This window comes from Enterobacter cloacae complex sp. IR5402 (assembly GCF_049238125.1).
Taxonomy (GTDB): Bacteria; Pseudomonadota; Gammaproteobacteria; order Enterobacterales; family Enterobacteriaceae; genus Enterobacter; species Enterobacter hormaechei_C.
The window spans coordinates 134,608-152,597 of sequence record NZ_JBMKHO010000007.1 but is presented as its reverse complement, the minus strand read 5'-3'; the positions used below and the strand labels follow the sequence as shown (position 1 = coordinate 152,597).

General features: G+C 54.9%; 16 protein-coding genes and 3 tRNA genes. 8 read left to right on the top strand and 11 right to left on the bottom strand.

Annotated elements, in window-relative coordinates; all coding sequences use genetic code 11:
• Nucleotides 1-24 precede the first annotated feature (24 nt).
• A complete protein-coding gene (gene argA / locus ACOTXL_RS14030) occupies nt 25-1,356 on the bottom strand; it encodes an amino-acid N-acetyltransferase (RefSeq protein WP_003862767.1) in 1,332 nt (443 codons plus the stop codon).
• A 227-nt stretch (nt 1,357-1,583) separates the two neighbouring features.
• Here argA and amiC point away from each other — a divergent pair, with 227 nt between their 5' ends.
• On the top strand, nt 1,584-2,837 hold the full coding sequence (gene amiC / locus ACOTXL_RS14025; protein ID WP_003862766.1) for an N-acetylmuramoyl-L-alanine amidase AmiC: 1,254 nt from the start codon (nt 1,584-1,586) through the stop codon (nt 2,835-2,837).
• 89 nt (nt 2,838-2,926) lie between these two features.
• On the opposite strand, the gene ACOTXL_RS14020 is transcribed toward amiC, so the two are convergent.
• The 3 genes from ACOTXL_RS14020 to ACOTXL_RS14010 form a co-directional block, all read right to left on the bottom strand.
• Nucleotides 2,927-3,003: transfer RNA gene (locus ACOTXL_RS14020), tRNA-Met, on the bottom strand.
• A gap of 44 nt (nt 3,004-3,047) precedes the next feature.
• Nucleotides 3,048-3,124 (bottom strand) — tRNA-Met (locus ACOTXL_RS14015).
• A gap of 171 nt (nt 3,125-3,295) precedes the next feature.
• Nucleotides 3,296-3,372: transfer RNA gene (locus tag ACOTXL_RS14010), tRNA-Met, on the bottom strand.
• Between the two features lie 208 nt (nt 3,373-3,580).
• Between ACOTXL_RS14010 and mltA the strand changes: the two genes are divergently transcribed.
• Both mltA and tcdA read left to right on the top strand, forming a co-directional pair.
• Nucleotides 3,581-4,678, top strand: a complete 1,098-nt coding sequence (gene mltA / locus ACOTXL_RS14005; RefSeq protein ID WP_003862765.1) for a murein transglycosylase A — start codon at nt 3,581-3,583, stop codon at nt 4,676-4,678.
• Between the two features lie 75 nt (nt 4,679-4,753).
• A complete protein-coding gene (gene tcdA, locus ACOTXL_RS14000; protein WP_006811804.1) occupies nt 4,754-5,560 on the top strand; it encodes a tRNA cyclic N6-threonylcarbamoyladenosine(37) synthase TcdA in 807 nt (268 codons plus the stop codon).
• Here tcdA and csdE read toward each other — a convergent pair.
• Together csdE and csdA are read right to left on the bottom strand one after the other, a co-directional pair.
• Nucleotides 5,551-5,997, bottom strand: coding sequence for a cysteine desulfurase sulfur acceptor subunit CsdE (gene csdE, locus ACOTXL_RS13995; protein WP_045351020.1), 447 nt, complete (start codon nt 5,995-5,997; stop codon nt 5,551-5,553). The genes tcdA and csdE overlap by 10 nt on opposite strands.
• Nucleotides 5,997-7,202, bottom strand: a complete 1,206-nt coding sequence (gene csdA, locus ACOTXL_RS13990; RefSeq protein WP_022651789.1) for a cysteine desulfurase CsdA — start codon at nt 7,200-7,202, stop codon at nt 5,997-5,999. The genes csdE and csdA overlap by 1 nt, the downstream gene beginning before the upstream one ends.
• A 191-nt stretch (nt 7,203-7,393) precedes the next feature.
• Between csdA and ACOTXL_RS13985 the strand changes: the two genes are divergently transcribed.
• From ACOTXL_RS13985 to rlmM, 4 genes are all read left to right on the top strand, one after another.
• On the top strand, nt 7,394-7,621 hold the full coding sequence (locus ACOTXL_RS13985; protein ID WP_003862759.1) for a YgdI/YgdR family lipoprotein: 228 nt from the start codon (nt 7,394-7,396) through the stop codon (nt 7,619-7,621).
• A gap of 350 nt (nt 7,622-7,971) precedes the next feature.
• Entirely contained in the window at nt 7,972-8,889 is a 918-nt protein-coding gene (gene gcvA / locus ACOTXL_RS13980) for a glycine cleavage system transcriptional regulator GcvA (protein ID WP_003862758.1), read from the top strand.
• Between the two features lie 39 nt (nt 8,890-8,928).
• Nucleotides 8,929-9,324 carry a DUF423 domain-containing protein gene (locus ACOTXL_RS13975; protein WP_003862756.1) on the top strand — a complete coding sequence of 132 codons (396 nt, stop codon included), beginning with the start codon at nt 8,929-8,931 and terminating at the stop codon, nt 9,322-9,324.
• On the top strand, nt 9,317-10,417 hold the full coding sequence (gene rlmM, locus ACOTXL_RS13970; RefSeq protein WP_003862754.1) for a 23S rRNA (cytidine(2498)-2'-O)-methyltransferase RlmM: 1,101 nt from the start codon (nt 9,317-9,319) through the stop codon (nt 10,415-10,417). The genes ACOTXL_RS13975 and rlmM overlap by 8 nt, the downstream gene beginning before the upstream one ends.
• A 57-nt stretch (nt 10,418-10,474) precedes the next feature.
• Here rlmM and xni read toward each other — a convergent pair whose 3' ends face one another.
• The 5 genes from xni to queF form a co-directional block, all read right to left on the bottom strand.
• Entirely contained in the window at nt 10,475-11,230 is a 756-nt protein-coding gene (gene xni / locus ACOTXL_RS13965) for a flap endonuclease Xni (RefSeq protein WP_003862753.1), read from the bottom strand.
• A gap of 112 nt (nt 11,231-11,342) precedes the next feature.
• Nucleotides 11,343-12,710, bottom strand: coding sequence for an L-serine ammonia-lyase (locus ACOTXL_RS13960; protein WP_003862751.1), 1,368 nt, complete (start codon nt 12,708-12,710; stop codon nt 11,343-11,345).
• 62 nt (nt 12,711-12,772) lie between these two features.
• The gene (locus ACOTXL_RS13955; protein ID WP_045343893.1) at nt 12,773-14,062 is read right to left on the bottom strand and encodes an HAAAP family serine/threonine permease; all 1,290 of its coding nucleotides are present in this window, start codon (nt 14,060-14,062) and stop codon (nt 12,773-12,775) included.
• A 504-nt stretch (nt 14,063-14,566) separates the two neighbouring features.
• Nucleotides 14,567-15,931: a nucleotide 5'-monophosphate nucleosidase PpnN gene (gene ppnN / locus ACOTXL_RS13950; protein WP_003862748.1), complete on the bottom strand. Its 1,365-nt coding sequence runs from the start codon at nt 15,929-15,931 to the stop codon at nt 14,567-14,569.
• A gap of 116 nt (nt 15,932-16,047) precedes the next feature.
• Nucleotides 16,048-16,890, bottom strand: a complete 843-nt coding sequence (gene queF, locus ACOTXL_RS13945; protein ID WP_045351021.1) for an NADPH-dependent 7-cyano-7-deazaguanine reductase QueF — start codon at nt 16,888-16,890, stop codon at nt 16,048-16,050.
• Nucleotides 16,891-16,959: 69 nt separating this feature from the next.
• On the opposite strand from queF, the gene syd reads away from it, so the two are divergent.
• A complete protein-coding gene (gene syd / locus ACOTXL_RS13940; protein ID WP_003862744.1) occupies nt 16,960-17,505 on the top strand; it encodes a SecY-interacting protein in 546 nt (181 codons plus the stop codon).
• The last annotated feature ends 485 nt before the right edge of the window (nt 17,506-17,990 follow it).

Sequence of the window (17,990 nt, the reverse complement as noted above, 5' to 3'; positions counted from 1 at the left end):
CTCTCCAACAGGAGAGGGTGACTGTTATCCCAGGTCCGCCATTAACACCTTCGAGCGGCGCTGGTAGTTGTACATCTCTTTCTTACTTTCCGGCAGGGAATCAATATCCACCGGCGTGAAGCCGCGCTCCTGGAACCAGTGAATGCTGCGCGTGGTGAGCACGAACAGCTTGCTCAGACCCATCTGGCGCGCCTGTGCCGCCACGCGTTCAAGCAGCAGTTCCCCCCGCGAGGAGCTACGGTAATCCGGGTGCACGGCAACGCACGCCATTTCGCCAATCTGCTCTTCCGGGAACGGATAAAGCGCCGCACAGGCAATGGTCAGGTTATCGCGCTGAATGATGGTGAACTTGTCGATCTCCATCTCCAGCTGCTCCCGGGAGCGGCGAACCAGAATGCCCTGTTGTTCCAGCGGACGGATCAGCTCCAGAATGCCGCCGATATCGTTGATGGTGGCACGGCGGATCTGCTCGGCGCTCTCCATGACGATCTGCGTACCGATCCCGTCCCGGGAGAACAGTTCCTGCAACAGCGCACCGTCTTCCTGATAGCTGATCAGGTGGCTGCGGCGCACCCCGCTGCGGCACGCTTTAACGGCGCCGCGCAGAAAACGCACGGTACCGGAATAGTAATCGCCTTCTGCTTCCAGCGCTTCCACGCGCGCCTGGGCTTCATTCGGAAAAAGTTCTGGCACAATCACGCCCTCATCGTTCACGACACCCTGCGAGGAGCAAAAGCCGATCATTTTTTCCGCTTTCAGCTTGATGGCCAGCTGGGTGGCAATCTCTTCTGAAGTCAGATTAAAACTTTCACCCGTTACGGAGACGGCAACGGGCCCCATCAGGACGATCGCGCCATTGTCTAACTGGCGGTGAATGGCGTCTTCATCAATACGGCGGATGCGGCCGCTGTGGCAGTAATCCACGCCATCGTCCACGCCGAGCGGCTGAGCGATGATAAAGTTGCCGCTCACCACGTTAATGTGCGCGCCCTGCAACGGCGTATTATTCAGGCTCATCGACAGGCGGGCGGTGATATCGAGCTGCAACAGACCCGCCGCCTGTTTGACCAGCTCGAGGGTTTTCGCGTCCGTCACGCGCGTGTGTTTGTGGTAGATCGGCTCATGGTGATGGGCGGCCAGGTTGGCTTCGATTTGCGGACGTGCGCCATACACCACCACCAGACGGATGCCGAGGCTGTGCAGCAGGCCGATATCATTGACGATGCTGGAAAAGTTTTCATGCTCAATGGCTTCGCCGCCAAGCATGATGACAAACGTTTTTCCCCGATGGGTGTTGATATAGGGAACAGAATGGCGGAATCCCTGGACCAGTTCGGTTCTGCGTTCCTTAACCATGACACAACCCTTAGTGAATGTTTATTCGTAATTTATGTATTTTTATTCGATCGCAGCCGCGTGTGCAAGCCTAAATTTTCTGCGACCCACAGAAAATAATAAGTAATCCGTGCGTTAACGTATGATTGTTTACCCTTTTATAGATGACAGTTTATGCGTCATTCGTTAAAGTTTTCGGTCAATTTGGGCGTTTTGTTCATCAATCAGATTTCTTGCTCGGGAGAAGCATGTCGGGATCCAATTCAGCAATAAGCCGCCGCCGCCTGTTAAAAGGGGCCGGGGCGATGTGGTTGCTTAGCGTCAGCCAGGTGGGTCTTGCCGCCACAAGCCAGGTAGTCGCGGTGCGCGTCTGGCCGTCGTCGACCTATACGCGCGTGACGGTCGAGTCCAATCGCGTGCTGAAATACAAGCAATTTGCCCTCAGCAATCCTGAACGTGTGGTGGTTGATCTCGAAGGTGTGAACCTCAACTCCGTGCTTAAAGGCATGGCAGCACAAATCCGTGGCGACGATCCGTTTATCAAATCGGCGCGCGTCGGGCAGTTCGATCCGCAAACCGTGCGCATGGTGTTTGAGCTGAAGCAGAACGTGAAACCGCAGCTCTTTGCCCTTGCGCCTGTTGCCGCCTTTAAGGAGCGTCTGGTGATGGATCTCTATCCGGCGAATGCGACGGATATTCAGGATCCGCTCCTGGCATTACTTGAGGATTACAACAAAGGCGATCTCGACAGCCAGGTTCCGCCAGCGCAAAGTGGTCCAAAGCCTGGCAAGGCGGGGCGCGATCGCCCGATTGTGATCATGCTCGATCCTGGCCACGGCGGAGAAGATTCCGGCGCCGTCGGGAAATATCGCACCCGCGAAAAAGATGTGGTGCTGCAAATTGCCCGTCGTCTGAAGGCGTTGATCGACAAAGAGGGCAATATGCGCGCCTATATGACGCGCAACGAAGATGTCTTTATTCCGCTGAAGGTCCGCGTGGCAAAAGCGCAAAAGCAGCGCGCGGATCTGTTTGTCTCTATTCATGCGGATGCCTTCACCAGCCGCCAGCCGAGCGGATCCTCAGTGTTTGCCCTGTCAACAAAAGGGGCGACCAGCACCGCGGCGAGATACCTGGCGGACACGCAGAACGCCTCGGATTTAATCGGTGGTGTGAGCAAAAGTGGCGACCGTTACGTCGACCATACGATGTTTGATATGGTGCAGTCGCTGACTATTACCGACAGCCTTAAGTTTGGTAAAGCGGTGCTGGGCAAACTGGGCCGGGTCAACAAGCTGCACAAAAACAGCGTCGAGCAGGCCGGATTTGCGGTACTGAAAGCGCCGGATATTCCTTCCATTCTGGTCGAAACCGCGTTTATCAGTAACGTGGAAGAGGAACGTAAGCTCAAGACGGCTAAATTCCAGCAGGAAGTGGCGGAGTCGATTCTGGCGGGGATCCGGGCCTACTTCTCAGACGGGGAAACGCTGGCGCGGCGGGGGTAGGGCATTAAGCCGGGTATCATGCCCGGCATTTTCACAAACGCCAGATACAAAAAAACACCCTTCAGGGTGTTTATTGTTTTAAGAAGTGTTGGTTGCGGGGGCCGGATTTGAACCGACGACCTTCGGGTTATGAGCCCGACGAGCTACCAGGCTGCTCCACCCCGCGTCCGTCTTTCTACACTTGTAGAAACTTACTTCTTCAAATTTGATTGGTTGCGGGGGCCGGATTTGAACCGACGACCTTCGGGTTATGAGCCCGACGAGCTACCAGGCTGCTCCACCCCGCGTCCGTCTTTTTGCTTCGTATTTCAAACCACATCTGCGTTGACTTTCCTCGTTCACCTCAGTCACTTACTGGAGTAAGCTCCTAAGGATTCACTGCGTCGTCGCCTTGCTGTGATTCGAACTACTTCGCAAAAACTTCTACAGTCGTAGAAGATACTTCATCAAATTTTAATTGGTTGCGGGGGCCGGATTTGAACCGACGACCTTCGGGTTATGAGCCCGACGAGCTACCAGGCTGCTCCACCCCGCGTCCGTGGAAGCGCACTATACTCGGATAGGTTTGTGATGCAACCCCTTTTTCACATAATTCATTATTTTGTATGCAAAATGAACGGCAAAAGCCACTTTGGACTATTTTTTGTGCAGAATTTGCCAAAGGGAAGGCGATTGCATTTCATTAACACGGTGGGTTTGTTATCTTCATCTCGCGGAATTGGGCAACTAAAAGACGAGATATAATGAAAGGACGTTGGGCGAAGTATCTGATGACAGGCGCAATGGTGGCGATTCTTGCGGCCTGCTCTTCCAAACCGACCGATCGCGGTCAACAGTATAAAGACGGGAAGTTATCCCAGCCTTTCTCTTTAGTTAACCAGCCCGATGCCGTGGGTGCTCCAATCAATGCCGGGGATTTCTCCGAGCAGGTGTACCAGATCCGCAAAGCGTCGCCGCGCCTGTATGGCGCACAGAACAACGTTTATAGTGCCGTGCAGGACTGGCTGCGTGCAGGCGGTGATACCCGCAATATGCGCCAGTTTGGTATCGATGCCTGGCAGATGGAGGGGGCGGATAACTACGGTAACGTCCAGTTTACCGGTTACTACACCCCGGTTGTCCAGGCGCGACACACGCGCCAGGGCGAGTTCCAGTATCCCATTTACCGTATGCCGCCGAAACGCGGTCGTCTGCCGTCCCGCGCCGAGATCTACGCCGGCGCGCTGAGCGAAAATTATGTTCTGGCCTACAGCAACTCGCTGATGGACAACTTCATTATGGACGTGCAGGGCAGTGGCTATATTGATTTTGGCGACGGCTCGCCGCTGAACTTCTTTAGCTATGCCGGTAAAAATGGCCATGCCTATCGCAGCATCGGTAAGGTGCTGATCGACCGTGGCGAAGTGAAACGAGAAGATATGTCGATGCAGGCTATCCGCGAATGGGGCGAAAAGCACAGCGAAGCGGAAGTGCGTGAGCTGCTTGAGCAGAACCCATCGTTTGTCTTCTTCAAACCGCAGAACTTTGCGCCGGTGAAAGGGGCGAGCGCCGTCCCGCTGATTGGCCGCGCTTCTGTGGCATCGGATCGTTCGATTATTCCGGCGGGTACCACGCTGCTGGCGGAAGTTCCACTCCTCGACAACAACGGCAAATTCAACGGCAAATATGAATTACGCCTGATGGTGGCGCTGGACGTGGGTGGGGCGATCAAAGGCCAGCACTTCGACATTTATCAGGGCATCGGCCCGGATGCCGGCCATCGTGCAGGCTGGTATAACCACTACGGACGCGTGTGGGTGCTGAAGACAGCGCCGGGTACCGGAAACGTATTCAGCGGCTGATTGTGGTATTCTGAGCGCAAGACGGATTACGGTTCAGGGTGAGGAATACCTCACCCTTTTTACATCTGAGGTTTTATGTCTGTGGTAATCAGCGATGCCTGGCGCCAGCGTTTCGGCGGCACGGCACGGTTATATGGTGAAAAAGCCCTGCAACTGTTCGCGGATGCGCATGTCTGCGTGGTGGGCATTGGTGGCGTGGGTTCGTGGGCGGCAGAAGCGCTGGCGAGAACCGGCATTGGCGCAATTACGTTGATTGATATGGATGATGTCTGCGTGACTAACACTAACCGTCAGATCCACGCCCTGCGTGATAACGTCGGTCTGGCGAAGTCCGAGGTGATGGCGGAGCGTATTCGTCTCATCAACCCGGAGTGCCGGGTGACGGTGATCGACGACTTTGTGACGGCAGATAACGTCGCGGAGTACATGAGCAAAGGCTACAGCTATGTGATTGACGCCATCGACAGCGTGCGGCCAAAAGCGGCGCTGATCGCTTACTGTCGTCGTTACAAGGTGCCGCTGGTCACGACCGGCGGCGCGGGCGGGCAAATCGATCCGACGCAGATCCAGGTGGCGGATCTGGCGAAAACCATTCAGGATCCGCTGGCTGCCAAGCTGCGTGAACGCCTGAAGAGCGACTTCAATGTGGTGAAGAACAGCAAGGGCAAGCTGGGCGTCGACTGCGTGTTCTCCACCGAAGCGCTGGTCTACCCGCAGGCGGATGGTTCAGTTTGTGCGATGAAAAGCACGGCGGAAGGGCCAAAGCGGATGGATTGTGCCTCTGGGTTTGGAGCGGCCACCATGGTGACCGCCTCCTTCGGCTTTGTGGCGGTCTCTCACGCCCTGAAGAAGATGATGGCGAAGGCGGAACGTCAGGCCTGAGCCTGACGGGCGGCATCCAGCACCGCGTCGTTTAGCGCAATCAGTCCCTGACCGCGCGAGGCGCTAAGCTGCGCGCGAAGTCCCAGCTCATCAAACAGCGCCAGCGGAGAATGCGCCAGCAGCTCTGCGGCGCTTTTCCCTTCGATTGCGGTCAACAGCACCGCCAGCAGACCGCGAACAATGCGTCCCTCGCTGTCGCCGAAGAAATGCAGTTTCTCACCGGATACGCTAAACCCAAGCCAGACGCGGTTCTCGCAGCCAGCGATCTCCTTCGCCTGTGACTTCAGATCGTCTGACAGGGTGGGCAGCTGTTTGCCCAGCAGGATCAGCTGACGATATTTATCTTCCCACTGCGTGAGCGGGACAAAGGTCTGTTTTAACGTCTCTTCAGTAATAACGGTGCCGAACGGGTGTCCGGCTAAAGCTGAACTTGTCATTAATCCACCAGTAATTCCAGGGCGCGGTCGACGGCGGAAACCAGCGCATCGACGTCACTTTTTGTATTGTACGGTGCAAACGAGGCGCGCAGGGTACCGCTCACGCCAATAGCCGCCAGCAGCGGCTGGGCGCAGTGCTGTCCGGCACGCAGGGCAATGCCGTATCCGGCAAGTAGCGTTACCATGTCGCTATGGTGCACGCCCGCGAAATCAAAGGCGAGCAGGCTGGAGTCCTGGACGCGGAACGAGCGAAAACCCGGACGTTTTTTCAGTTCTTCTTCCGCCAGCGTCGCCAGACCCCGGCTCCAGCTTTCAGCCTGAACCACGTCCGTTTCTGCCAGCCATTCGAGCGCTGCGCTCAGACCGATAACCCCGGCCACGTTTGGGGTACCGGCTTCCAGGCGGTAGGGCACATCCTGCGTTTTAAAACCGTCGAAGGTGACTTCGGTAATCATCTTGCCGCCGCCGAGCCACGGCGTCATCCGGGCCAGCAGTTCAGGTTTGCCGTACAGCGCGCCGATACCTGTTGGCCCGTACAATTTGTGTCCTGAGAAGGCATAGAAGTCGATATCCAGCGCCTGAACGTCAGCCGGAAAATGCACCACACCCTGCGCACCGTCGACCATCACCACCACGCCGCTGGCATGGGCAATCTCAATGGCACGCGCCAGATCCGGGCAGCCGCCGGTGACGTTGGACATCTGCCCCAGCGCCAGAATACGGCTGCGCGGCGTAATCAGCTCAGGCAGACGCGCCACGTCAGGCAGGAAGTCCGCACCCAACGGGAGCTTTACAACCTGTGCCCCGGTTTGTTCGGCCACCATCAGCCAGGGCACCAGGTTGGCGTGGTGTTCCGCCTCGCTGACGATGATCTCATCCCCGGGCTGCAACAGCGGACGCGCGTAACATTGCGCAACCATGTTAATGGCCTCGGTGGTGCCCCGCGTCCAGACGATGTTCTTACCGCTGTCAGCATTGATCAGGCGCGCGACCTGATCCCGTGCGGCTTCGTATTGCGCCGTTAAGCGCTGCGCGTCGGCATACTGGCTGCGGTGCACGTTCCCGGCGCTCAGGCTGTAAAACTGGCGGGTTGCCTCAATCACCGCCTGCGGTTTAAGGGCCGTGGCAGCGCTATCAAGATAAATGCCGGCATCGGCCAGCGCGGGAAACTGTGCGCGAAACTGCGCAGGACTGAAAGCGTTCATGGAATTCCTCATATCGATTCTACGATCGTCGCGCAAATTCATCGGCAGGGCAAGGAAGTTGATATCTATCAGATTTGTCTGCTTATCCTGGCGAGTCTGAAAAAGCAGGTTATGCTAAATAGTGTTAGGCGGATGTTTTAGCCTGTTATAAATCGAGGTTTGAATAGCATTAATTGCTAAAGGAGATAATCATGAAAAAGACAGCTGCAATCATTTCTGCCTGTGCGTTGACCTTTGCCCTGAGCGCCTGTTCTGGAAATAACTACGTAATGCATACCAACGATGGTCGATCTATCGTCTCTGAAGGGAAACCGACAACCGATAATGATACCGGGATGATTTCATACAAAGATGCTAACGGGAACAAACAGCAGATCAATCGCACTGACGTGAAAGAGATGAAGGAAATCGAGCATTAACAGTTAGATAAGCGAAAAAAAAGCACCGCAAGTTGGCGGTGCTACATTAATCACTATGGACAGACAGGGTAAATGTACAGGAAGTGAAAAATTGGTAGCGTTGCTACCGTGGTCTGAATCGCAGACCAATTGCAAACACAACAACACAACATCACAACCGTAAGCCAAAAGCCCTTCAGAACACGCATTCCAAAAAAAGCTTTTCGTTCCGGCTCAGGAAGTGCCGCCACTATAGGTATTTGCTGGTAGTTCCTCAACGGACAAATTATAATGGCTCAGATAAAAAAAACTAATAGGTTAAACGTTGTTTCCTATATGTTAAATCTCGTTAACATCTAAGCCAGATAACCATGTCCAAGCGATTGCCACCCCTTAATGCATTACGTGTTTTTGATGCAGCAGCACGCCACCTCAGCTTCACCCGCGCAGCCGATGAGCTTTTTGTGACACAGGCCGCAGTAAGTCATCAAATCAAGTCTCTGGAGGATTTTCTGGGGCTTAAGCTGTTCCGTCGACGCAACCGTTCGTTGCTGTTGACCGAAGAGGGGCAGAGCTATTTTCAGGATATTAAAGAGATTTTTTCCCAGCTGACGGAAGCCACTCGCAAGCTTCAGGCCCGGAGCGCAAAAGGCGCCCTGACTGTGAGTTTATTGCCCAGTTTTGCCATTCAGTGGCTGGTGCCGCGACTCTCAAGCTTTAACTCAACTTATCCGGGAATCGATGTCCGAATCCAGGCGGTGGACCGTCAGGAAGACAAGCTTGCAGATGATGTGGACGTGGCGATTTTTTACGGTCGCGGTAACTGGCCGGGCTTGCGTGTGGAAAAATTATACGCAGAATATCTGTTGCCGGTCTGTTCACCGCTGCTGCTGACGGGGGATAAAGCGCTCAAAACGCCCGCCGATCTGGCGCAACATACGCTTTTGCACGATGCGTCGCGTCGCGACTGGCAAACTTATACCCGCCAGTTAGGTCTTAATCATATAAACGTGCAGCAGGGGCCCATTTTTAGCCACAGCGCGATGGTGCTACAGGCTGCCATTCACGGGCAGGGCGTGGCGTTGGCAAACAACGTTATGGCGCAGTCCGAAATTGAGGCAGGCCGTCTGGTTTGCCCATTTAACGATGTACTGGTCAGCAAGAATGCATTTTATCTGGTTTGTCATGACAGTCAGGCAGAACTGGGTAAAATAGCCGCTTTCCGGCAGTGGATACTGGCGAAAGCGGCAAGCGAGCAAGAAAAATTCCGCTTCAGGTATGAACAATAACGTTTGTGTGCCGGGCACGCATCAATTCAGGACTTAAACATGACCAGCCGATTCATGCTGATTTTCGCCGCGGTGAGTGGCTTTATTTTTGTAGCTCTGGGCGCGTTTGGCGCGCATGTCTTAAGCAAATCTCTGGGCGTTGTGGAGATGGGGTGGATCCAGACCGGCCTTGAATATCAGGCGTTCCACACGCTGGCAATTTTTGGGCTGGCGGTGGCGATGCAGCGCCGCATCAGCATCTGGTTTTACTGGAGCAGCGTCTTTCTGGCGCTGGGTACCGTACTGTTCAGCGGCAGTCTTTACTGTCTGGCGCTGTCGCATTTACGCCTGTGGGCGTTTGTTACACCTGTCGGCGGCGTCAGCTTCCTGGCGGGTTGGGTGTTAATGTTTATCGGAGCTATCCGTCTGAAACGCAAGGGCGTTGTTCATGAATAAGGTTGTTTTATATTGTCGCCCGGGGTTTGAGAAAGAGTGCGCCGCGGAAATCACCGATAAAGCGGCGAAGCGTGAAGTCTTTGGATTCGCTCGCGTCAAAGAGAACGCGGGCTATGTGGTATTTGAATGCTATCAGCCTGATGATGCCGACAAGCTGGCGCGCGAACTGCCGTTCAGCTCATTGATTTTCGCCCGTCAGATGTTTGTCGCGGGTGAACTGCTGAAAGATCTTCCGCCGGAAGATCGCATCACGCCGATTGTTGGCCTGTTGCAGGGCGTGGTGGAGAAGGGCGGCGATTTGCGCGTGGAAGTGGCCGACACCAACGAAAGCAAAGAGCTGATGAAGTTCTGCCGTAAGTTCACCGTGCCGCTGCGCGCGGCGCTGCGTGATGCGGGTGTGCTGACAAACTACGAAACGCCAAAGCGCCCAGTCGTGCATATCTTCTTTATTGCGCCAGGATGTTGTTACGCAGGCTACTCGTATACCACCAATAACTCGCCGTTCTTTATGGGGATCCCGCGTCTGCGCTTCCCGGCAGATGCGCCGAGCCGTTCAACCCTCAAGCTGGAGGAGGCGTTTCACGTCTTTATCCCGGCGGACGAGTGGGACGAACGGCTGGCAAACGGCATGTATGCCGTCGACCTTGGCGCGTGCCCGGGCGGCTGGACCTATCAGCTGGTGAAACGCAACATGTGGGTATCGTCCGTTGATAACGGCCCAATGGCGCAAAGCCTGATGGACACCGGACAGGTCACCTGGCTGCGTGAAGACGGTTTCCGCTATCGCCCGAACCGCAACAACATCTCCTGGATGGTGTGCGACATGGTTGAGAAACCGGCGAAAGTGGCCGCGCTGATGGCCTCCTGGCTGGTGAACGGCTGGTGTCGCGAGACCATTTTCAACCTCAAGCTGCCGATGAAAAAGCGCTATGAGGAGGTGTCGCAGAACCTGGCCTACATTCAGCAGCAGCTGGATGAACACGGGATTAACGCGGAAATCCAGGCGCGTCAGCTTTATCACGACCGCGAAGAAGTGACGGTGCATATCCGTCGCTGGTGGGCGGCCGTGGGGGGGCGTCGCGACGAGCGATAACGTTTGTAACGCCCGGTGGCGCTGCGCTTACCGGGCCTACAAAATCGTGTAGTTGTTTTAACGCTCTAACCTTAACTGCTGTAAATTCCCGTCCAGTTGTAAATCCGTCTGTAGCGTCGCCACCTCCCGGCAGATAAACGCCATTTCTTTATGCGCCTCCAGCTTTTTACGCCATTTATCCGGCACCTCGTTCAGCCGGGCGTACATCCCTTCCAGACTCTGAAACTCCGTCAGCAGCTGTGCGGCGCTTTTGGGTCCAATACCGGCGACACCCGGCACTTTAGAGCTGCTGATCCCCGCCAGCCCCCAGTAATCCGGCAGTTGCTCAGGCGATACGCCAAACTCGCTGGCAATGAACGGCGCGTCCAGCCAGCGTTTTTGAAAATAGTCGCGAATACGGATAGTGGGGGAGAGCAGCTGGCAGTAGCCTTTGTCGGTTGAAACGATAGTCGCCTGATGTCCGGCGCTCGCGACTTTAACCGCCAGCGTTGCGGCTAAATCGTCAGCCTCATTACCGTGGGCGCCCCAGCACGGAACGCCGCGCTGCTCAAAGGCCGCGCGGATAGCGGGCATTTCTGCGTGCAGATCGTCCGGCATCGGCGCACGCCCGGCTTTGTAGTCCGGCAGGCGCTGGTGCCGCCAGCCCGTGTTGCGGGCTTCGTCATCAAAAACCGCGACCGCATGGGTGGGTTCACTGTGGCGGATAAGCTGCTCCAGCGCGTGTAAACAGGTGTCCTTGCAGGGTGTGCCCTGTACCGCATGAATACGGCGAATCAGGTTAAGAGCATCGACGATAAGCAAATGAACGGCCACAGATAATCTCCCTTCTGTCTAATGGGTGAAGGGTAACACTGAGCGCAGCATGAAACTATGAATGGTGGGGAAAACAGGAAGAAGCCTCGCAAAACGAGGCTTCCTGAGAGGCTTAATCGCAGGTGACGATCTTCATCGCCAGGCCACCGCGGGAGGTTTCGCGGTATTTGGCGTTCATATCTTTGCCGGTTTCGTACATGGTTTCGATAACCTTGTCGAGGCAGACGCGCGGTTCGCTGGTACGACGCAGCGCCATACGGGCCGCGTTCACTGCTTTCACCGAGGCGATGGCGTTACGTTCGATGCATGGCACCTGGACCTGTCCGCCGACCGGATCGCAGGTCAGCCCCAGGTTATGTTCCATGCCGATTTCCGCCGCGATACAAACCTGCGCAGGGCTTGCGCCCAGCAATTCGGCCAGACCCGCCGCCGCCATAGAGCAGGCTACGCCCACTTCACCCTGACAGCCTACTTCCGCGCCAGAAATTGAGGCGTTCATCTTGTACAGTGAGCCAATCGCACTGGCGACCAGCAGGTAGCGTGCAAGTGAGTTTGCGTTCACTTCACGGATAAACTTGTCGTAATACGCCAGGACCGCCGGAACAATGCCGCACGCCCCGTTGGTTGGTGCGGTGACGACGCGGCCGCCCGCGGCGTTCTCTTCGTTCACCGCCAGCGCGAACATGTTGATCCAGTCGACGACGGCCATCGGATCGGTGGTGGTTTTGTCGGCGCTGACCAGCATGCGGCGCAGCGCAGCCGCACGACGCGGAACACGCAGTTTACCCGGCAGCACGCCTTCGGTGGTGATCCCGCGCTCAATGCCGCTGCGCATCACTTCCCAGACGTTAGCGAAGTGCTGTTCCAGTTCCTCTTTGCTGTGCAGGGCCAGCTCGTTTTTCATCATCAGGCCGGAGAGAGAAAGCCCTGTCTCCTGGCAGTGACGCTGTAAGTCGGCCGCGTTTTTGTAAGGGTACGGCACATCAACAGCAGAATTGGTGCTTTGACCAAAATGGTCCTCGTCGACGATAAACCCGCCGCCGATGGAGTAATACGTCTGGCTGTAAACCGCTTTGTCGCCGGCCAGCGCGGTAATGCGCATGCCATTCTCGTGCAACGACAGGTTATCCGCATGGAAATTCATGCAGTGATCAACCGGGAATTCAACCTCATGCTCGCCGTTCGCCAGCAGCAAACGACCGTGGGTGTTCACGTCCTGGATAAAGCCAGGTATTGCATCAATATCAACGGTATCCGGCAGATTACCCGCCAGCCCCATGATAATGGCAATATCGGTATGGTGGCCTTTACCGGTCAGGGAAAGGGAACCATATACATCGACAACCACGCGGGTGATGTCGTGCAAAATGCCGCGTGCAATCAAGTCATCCGTGAATTGTTTACCGGCTTTCATTGGTCCGACGGTGTGAGAGCTGGAAGGACCAATACCGATTTTGAAGATATCGAATACGCTAATCATGATGCGTCCATTGCTTCAGTCAGAGGGGAGAAGTGCGCCGTCCGCAGACGGCGCAGGAGGTATTAGCTGAACAGCGAGTAGAAAATAGCGGAGATGGCAATCAGGCCCATCACAACAACGAACACGTTGCTGATATGGCCGCTGTATTTGCGCATCGCAGGCACTTTCTGAATCGCGTACATCGGCATCAGGAACAGGATCATCGCGATAATCGGGCCGCCCAGGGTTTCAATCATGCCCAGAATGCTTGGGTTCAGGGTGGCTACCGCCCAGGTGGTCACCAGCATGAACAGTGCAGTGATTTTGTTCAGACGGTTGATTTCAATGGTCTTGCCTTTACCACGCAGAGATTTAATCACCATGCCGTTGAAGCCTTCACGTGCGCCCAGGTAGTGGCCCAGGAAGGATTTGGTGATGGCGATAATCGCGATGATCGGCGCCATCCACGCAATCAGCGGTGCGTTAAAGTGGTTTGCCAGGTAAGACAGAATAGAGATGTTCTGCTCTTTCGCCGCCGCCAGATCCGCCGGGGAGAGGCTCAGCACGCAGCTGAACACGAAGAACATTACGGTCAGTACCATCATGATGTGCGCGCGAGCCAGGATGCTGGAGCACTTCTTCTCTGCGCCATTGCCGTACTCTTCACGCTTCGCTACTGCGAAGGAAGAGATGATTGGCGAGTGGTTGAAGGAGAATACCATCACCGGGATCGCCAGCCACAGGGTCAGCATCAGACCGTTGCCGGTCGTGGATGCGCTGCTCAGAGACAGGGTTTCCAGCGCAGCGCCGTTCCACTGTGGGATCAGGTACAGAGCCAGCACCATCAGAGCCGCAACAAACGGGAACACCAGCACGCTCATCGCTTTCACAATCATCTGCTCGCCGAAGCGCACGATGGTCATCATACCGACGATCAGGATCAGGGACAGAATCGCACGCGGCGGCGGGGTCATCTGAAGCTGGTGCATCATAAAGCTTTCAACGGTGTTGGTGATAGCAACGCTGTACACCAGCAGAATCGGGTAAATCGCGAAGAAGTAGAGCAGGGTAATCAGCTTACCTGCGCCGACGCCGAAGTGTTCTTCAACGACTTCAGTGATGTCTTCGCCCGGATTTTTACCGGACAGCACGAAGCGGGTCAGGCCGCGGTGTGCAAAGAAGGTCATCGGGAAAGCGATGAGGGCCATGATGATCAGCGGGATCATACCGCCGACACCTGCGTTGATAGGAAGGAACAGTACACCAGCGCCGATTGCTGTGCCGTACAGGCCAAGCATCCACATGGTATCCGTTTTGCGCCAACCGCTTCGGGATTCAATCGAAGCAACGGTGCTGGTTTGAGTGGTTTCCATCTGTATCTCCTGGAGGAAGCAAATTGTCAGGTTTTTAGTCAAATCCGATGAAAAAGTGCCTGACGGTAATATGAAATTCGTTCAGTGACGGTTTTTTAATAATTTTTGCCCGTAACTATTGGCGGGCGGAAAGATACATTCTAGTTATGAATCTATCAGTGATCGCGATCCCAAATGCAATAATCCACTTGTGATGTGGGTATCTTTAGACCATTTATCTGTTAAAAAAACATCAAAGAGAATTTACGGGCGCGAAGGCTACCATTAACGACATGTTTTCGAAAAGGTCGACCCGCGAGATAGGTGTCTTTCGCTGTAAAGAAATGGGATTTTAGGATTTTCTGGCGGGTAATTTCGATTAAGGCTGATTATTTACGGTTTCAAAATCGAGGTAATCGTTTGCGCAGACGTCAGATTTGTTAATAACATTGAAGATCGCTATGAATTGCATCACTAATAAAAAAGCCGGATGACGATCCGGCTTGAGAGGAGAGAAATGTCGCTTTACTTGATGATTTCGTAACACGGAATATAGGCAGAGCCTGGAAGCTTCATGCGGTGCTGAGCGACAAAGCCCTGCAACATGTCATCCATGCGGCGCATCATCTCCGGGTCACCGTGGATCTTATACGGCCCGAACTCTTCAATTGCGCGGATCCCTACCTCTTTCACGTTCCCCGCCACGATGCCAGAGAAGGCGCGACGCAGGTCGGCAGCCAGCACTTCCACCGGCTGATCCGGATAGAGTTTGAGGTTCGCCATGTTCTCATGCGACGGCTCGAAGGGTATCTGAAGATCCGGTGCGATACGGATGGACCAGTTAAAACTGTAGGCATCCCCGGTATCACGACGATTCTCTTTCACCAGCGGCATCGCTTTTTTCATCTGACGGGCCACTTCTGCGGCATCGTCAATAATAATGCGGTAGTGACGGCGCGCATCTTCGCCCAACGTATGCACGATAAACTCGTCCAGCACGCGGAAGTAGTCGGCGCTCTCTTTCGGGCCGGTCAGGATCAGCGGCAGAACCTGATCTTTGTTAGCCGGGTTCATCAGGATCCCCAGCAGATAAAGCAGCTCTTCCGCCGTGCCTACGCCGCCCGGGAAGATGATGATGCCGTGCGCGATACGGACAAACGCCTCAAGACGTTTTTCGATATCCGGCATAATAATCAGTTCGTTAACCAGCGGGTTAGGCGGCTCAGCGGCGATGATCGATGGCTCGGTCATGCCGATAAAACGGCCTTCTTTATAGCGTTGCTGTGCGTGTCCTACTGCCGCGCCTTTCATCGGCGCTTCCATCGCGCCAGGACCGCAACCGGTACAGATATTCAGTTCGCGCAGGCCGAGCTGCGTCCCTACGCGGCGGGCATACAGGTATTCGGTTTCGTTAATGGAGTGACCGCCCCAGCAGACGACCATGTTCGGCGCTTCGCCCACGTGCAGGGCACGGGCGTTACGCAGAATGGAGAAGACCAGGTTGGTGATATGAACGGAACTTTCCAGGTCAAGATGCTGGAAACGTCCGGCATTGCTGATCTGTCCGTTAACAAACAGAATGTCGCGCAGCACGGCAAACAGGTTGGCCTGAAGTGAGCGAATAATACGCCCGTCGACAAAAGCGTCTTCCGGCGGGTTGATCACTTCGAGCTTCACCCCGCGCTCGCGGCGCAGCACGTTGATATCAAAACTTTCGAAGCGGGACAGCAGCTCTTTACTGTTGTCGGTCAGGCTTCCGGAGTTCAGTACGGCAAGTGAACAGTTACGAAACAGTTGATAAAGGTCGCTACTGGCGGTGCGTTTAAGCATGTCCACTTCCAGTTGCGACAACATATCCATAGAGCCAAGCGGGCTAATATGTGTAATCAAGTGAGCTCCTTATGGGACGATTATCGTCTTTCCCTGTTGATTACAATAGCCCTGGCTTATGACGTTTCACAACACTTCGGGCGGAATACCGCCCGCATATTGTGAAAATATTTATCTTACTGGCGCACAAGTCGTCCGGTGGCAGGCACAAAATCGGTATTGGTGCGCCACGGGTTGATATCCAGACCGCCGCGACGGGTGTAGCGGGCGTAAACGCTCAACTTTTCGGGCTGGCAGAAACGCTGGATGTCGTTGAAGATGCGCTCCACGCACTGCTCGTGGAATTCGTTGTGATGACGGAATGACACCAGGTAACGCAGCAGCTTTTCACGGTCAATCTGCGGGCCGCGGTACTGGATCTGTACCGAGCCCCAGTCCGGCTGATGGGTGATAAGGCAGTTGGATTTCAGCAGATGGCTAACCAGCGTCTCGTTGACCACTTTTCCGCCCGCCGCGTTTTCCAGGTAGTCGCTGCTAAATTCATAGCTTTCCACCTCAATGTCCTGATCGTCGATGCAGGTGCCGTGGAAATGGGCGATGGGCTGACCTTCCAGCTCATGCAGACGGTATAACGAGACGGTTACGTTCCCCTGCGCGCACGCGCTTAAATCACGTTCAAGCGTCTGTTGCACCTCGTCCCAGCTGTTAAATTTGGTCTGGTTAAAGCTGTTGAGATAGAGCTTAAAGCTCTTGGATTCGACCAGGTTTACGCTGGCGTAATCCAGCTCGACGTGGCCCACGGCCACCTGCGGCAGACCGCGCGCATTCAGCCAGGAGAGTTCGTACAGCGTCCAGATGTCGCCGCCGACAAACGGCAGCGCGTCAGCGTGCGGCCCGAGCGGATCGCGGTTCAGACTGCGCGGCACGCCCTGCAACAGGCTTGCATCGTAGGTGTCGCGGTAATCGGTCGATTTTCCCAGCGTTAAGCCCGTTAACGCCTGATGATTTTCGTAAGACATGTTTCATAGCCACTTTACAGGTACACTTATGGGCTGAGTTTATCCTGTCTTACAAGAAGAGAGAAATCGGTGGATATCGAAACTGCAAATGCCCTGACGTCCTTCACGACCCGCTATTGCGATGCCTGGCATGAAAAGCGGGGGACGTGGCCGCAAAGTACTGACTTATATGGCGTGCCGTCACCGTGCATTATCGCTTCGCAGGATGATTACGTTATCTGGCAACCGAAACCGTTCATGGGCGAGCAGAATGTAAATGCTGTTGAACGCGCGATGGACCTTGTGATACAACCTGCGCTTCATGCATTTTATACCACGCAGTTTGCCGGGGATATGACTGCATGTTTTGCAGGACAGCCGCTGACGCTGCTGCAAACCTGGAGCGAAGACGATCTGCAACGCGTTCAGGAAAACCTCATTGGTCACCTGGTCACGCAAAAACGGCTTAAGCTCTCTCCGACTCTCTTTATTGCGACGCTCGACAGTGAACTGGACGTCATTTCTGTCTGCAACCTGTCTGGCGAGGTCATTAAAGAGACGCTCGGCACCCGCAATCGCGACGTTCTCGCGCCTTCACTTGCGGATTTCCTTACCCGAATTGAGCCGCTTCTGTAATCCATGATGCTAGTGGGCGTGTGAGAGATCTCTTACACGCGCTGTGAGACATCGCCGAAACAATTAGCATTGTCTTAGGAATTTCAGATTAATATTAACTTCTCTTTCAATAAGTTAGTGGTTTTCTGAAAGGAAATCCCCCGTTTCGCCTGGCTTACATTGCTCACAAGGTGGGTTGTAAGACGAAGCAGAATAGCGGATTCTATCTGTGTCGACAGGATGCCGACACGAGAAACGAACATCAGGATGATGGCGTTTCTTACCAGGGACACGTCAGGATGACGCCGCAGGAAGGCTTCAGGATGAAGCAAAGTGGATCACGCAGGATGCGTAAGGGACACCTCCAGGAAGGAGAACGAGAGCCGGTCAGGATGGTCGGTGGGTCAGGATGGCCAGGACGTTTCAGGATGAAACCTACACATCAGGACGATGTGAGCAGGAAGCAAAAGGTAAAGGGATGACCAGGCCTTCGGGCATCAGGAAAA

Bases quoted from the DNA above. Each gene is read 5' to 3' on its own strand.
- argA (WP_003862767.1), bottom strand. From the start codon at position 1,356: ATGGTTAAGGAACGCAGAACCGAACTGGTCCAGGGATTCCGCCATTCT.
- amiC (WP_003862766.1), top strand. From the start codon at position 1,584: ATGTCGGGATCCAATTCAGCAATAAGCCGCCGCCGCCTGTTAAAAGGG.
- mltA (WP_003862765.1), top strand. From the start codon at position 3,581: ATGAAAGGACGTTGGGCGAAGTATCTGATGACAGGCGCAATGGTGGCG.
- tcdA (WP_006811804.1), top strand. From the start codon at position 4,754: ATGTCTGTGGTAATCAGCGATGCCTGGCGCCAGCGTTTCGGCGGCACG.
- csdE (WP_045351020.1), bottom strand. From the start codon at position 5,997: ATGACAAGTTCAGCTTTAGCCGGACACCCGTTCGGCACCGTTATTACT.
- csdA (WP_022651789.1), bottom strand. From the start codon at position 7,202: ATGAACGCTTTCAGTCCTGCGCAGTTTCGCGCACAGTTTCCCGCGCTG.
- ACOTXL_RS13985 (WP_003862759.1), top strand. From the start codon at position 7,394: ATGAAAAAGACAGCTGCAATCATTTCTGCCTGTGCGTTGACCTTTGCC.
- gcvA (WP_003862758.1), top strand. From the start codon at position 7,972: ATGTCCAAGCGATTGCCACCCCTTAATGCATTACGTGTTTTTGATGCA.
- ACOTXL_RS13975 (WP_003862756.1), top strand. From the start codon at position 8,929: ATGACCAGCCGATTCATGCTGATTTTCGCCGCGGTGAGTGGCTTTATT.
- rlmM (WP_003862754.1), top strand. From the start codon at position 9,317: ATGAATAAGGTTGTTTTATATTGTCGCCCGGGGTTTGAGAAAGAGTGC.
- ACOTXL_RS13960 (WP_003862751.1), bottom strand. From the start codon at position 12,710: ATGATTAGCGTATTCGATATCTTCAAAATCGGTATTGGTCCTTCCAGC.
- ACOTXL_RS13955 (WP_045343893.1), bottom strand. From the start codon at position 14,062: ATGGAAACCACTCAAACCAGCACCGTTGCTTCGATTGAATCCCGAAGC.
- queF (WP_045351021.1), bottom strand. From the start codon at position 16,890: ATGTCTTACGAAAATCATCAGGCGTTAACGGGCTTAACGCTGGGAAAA.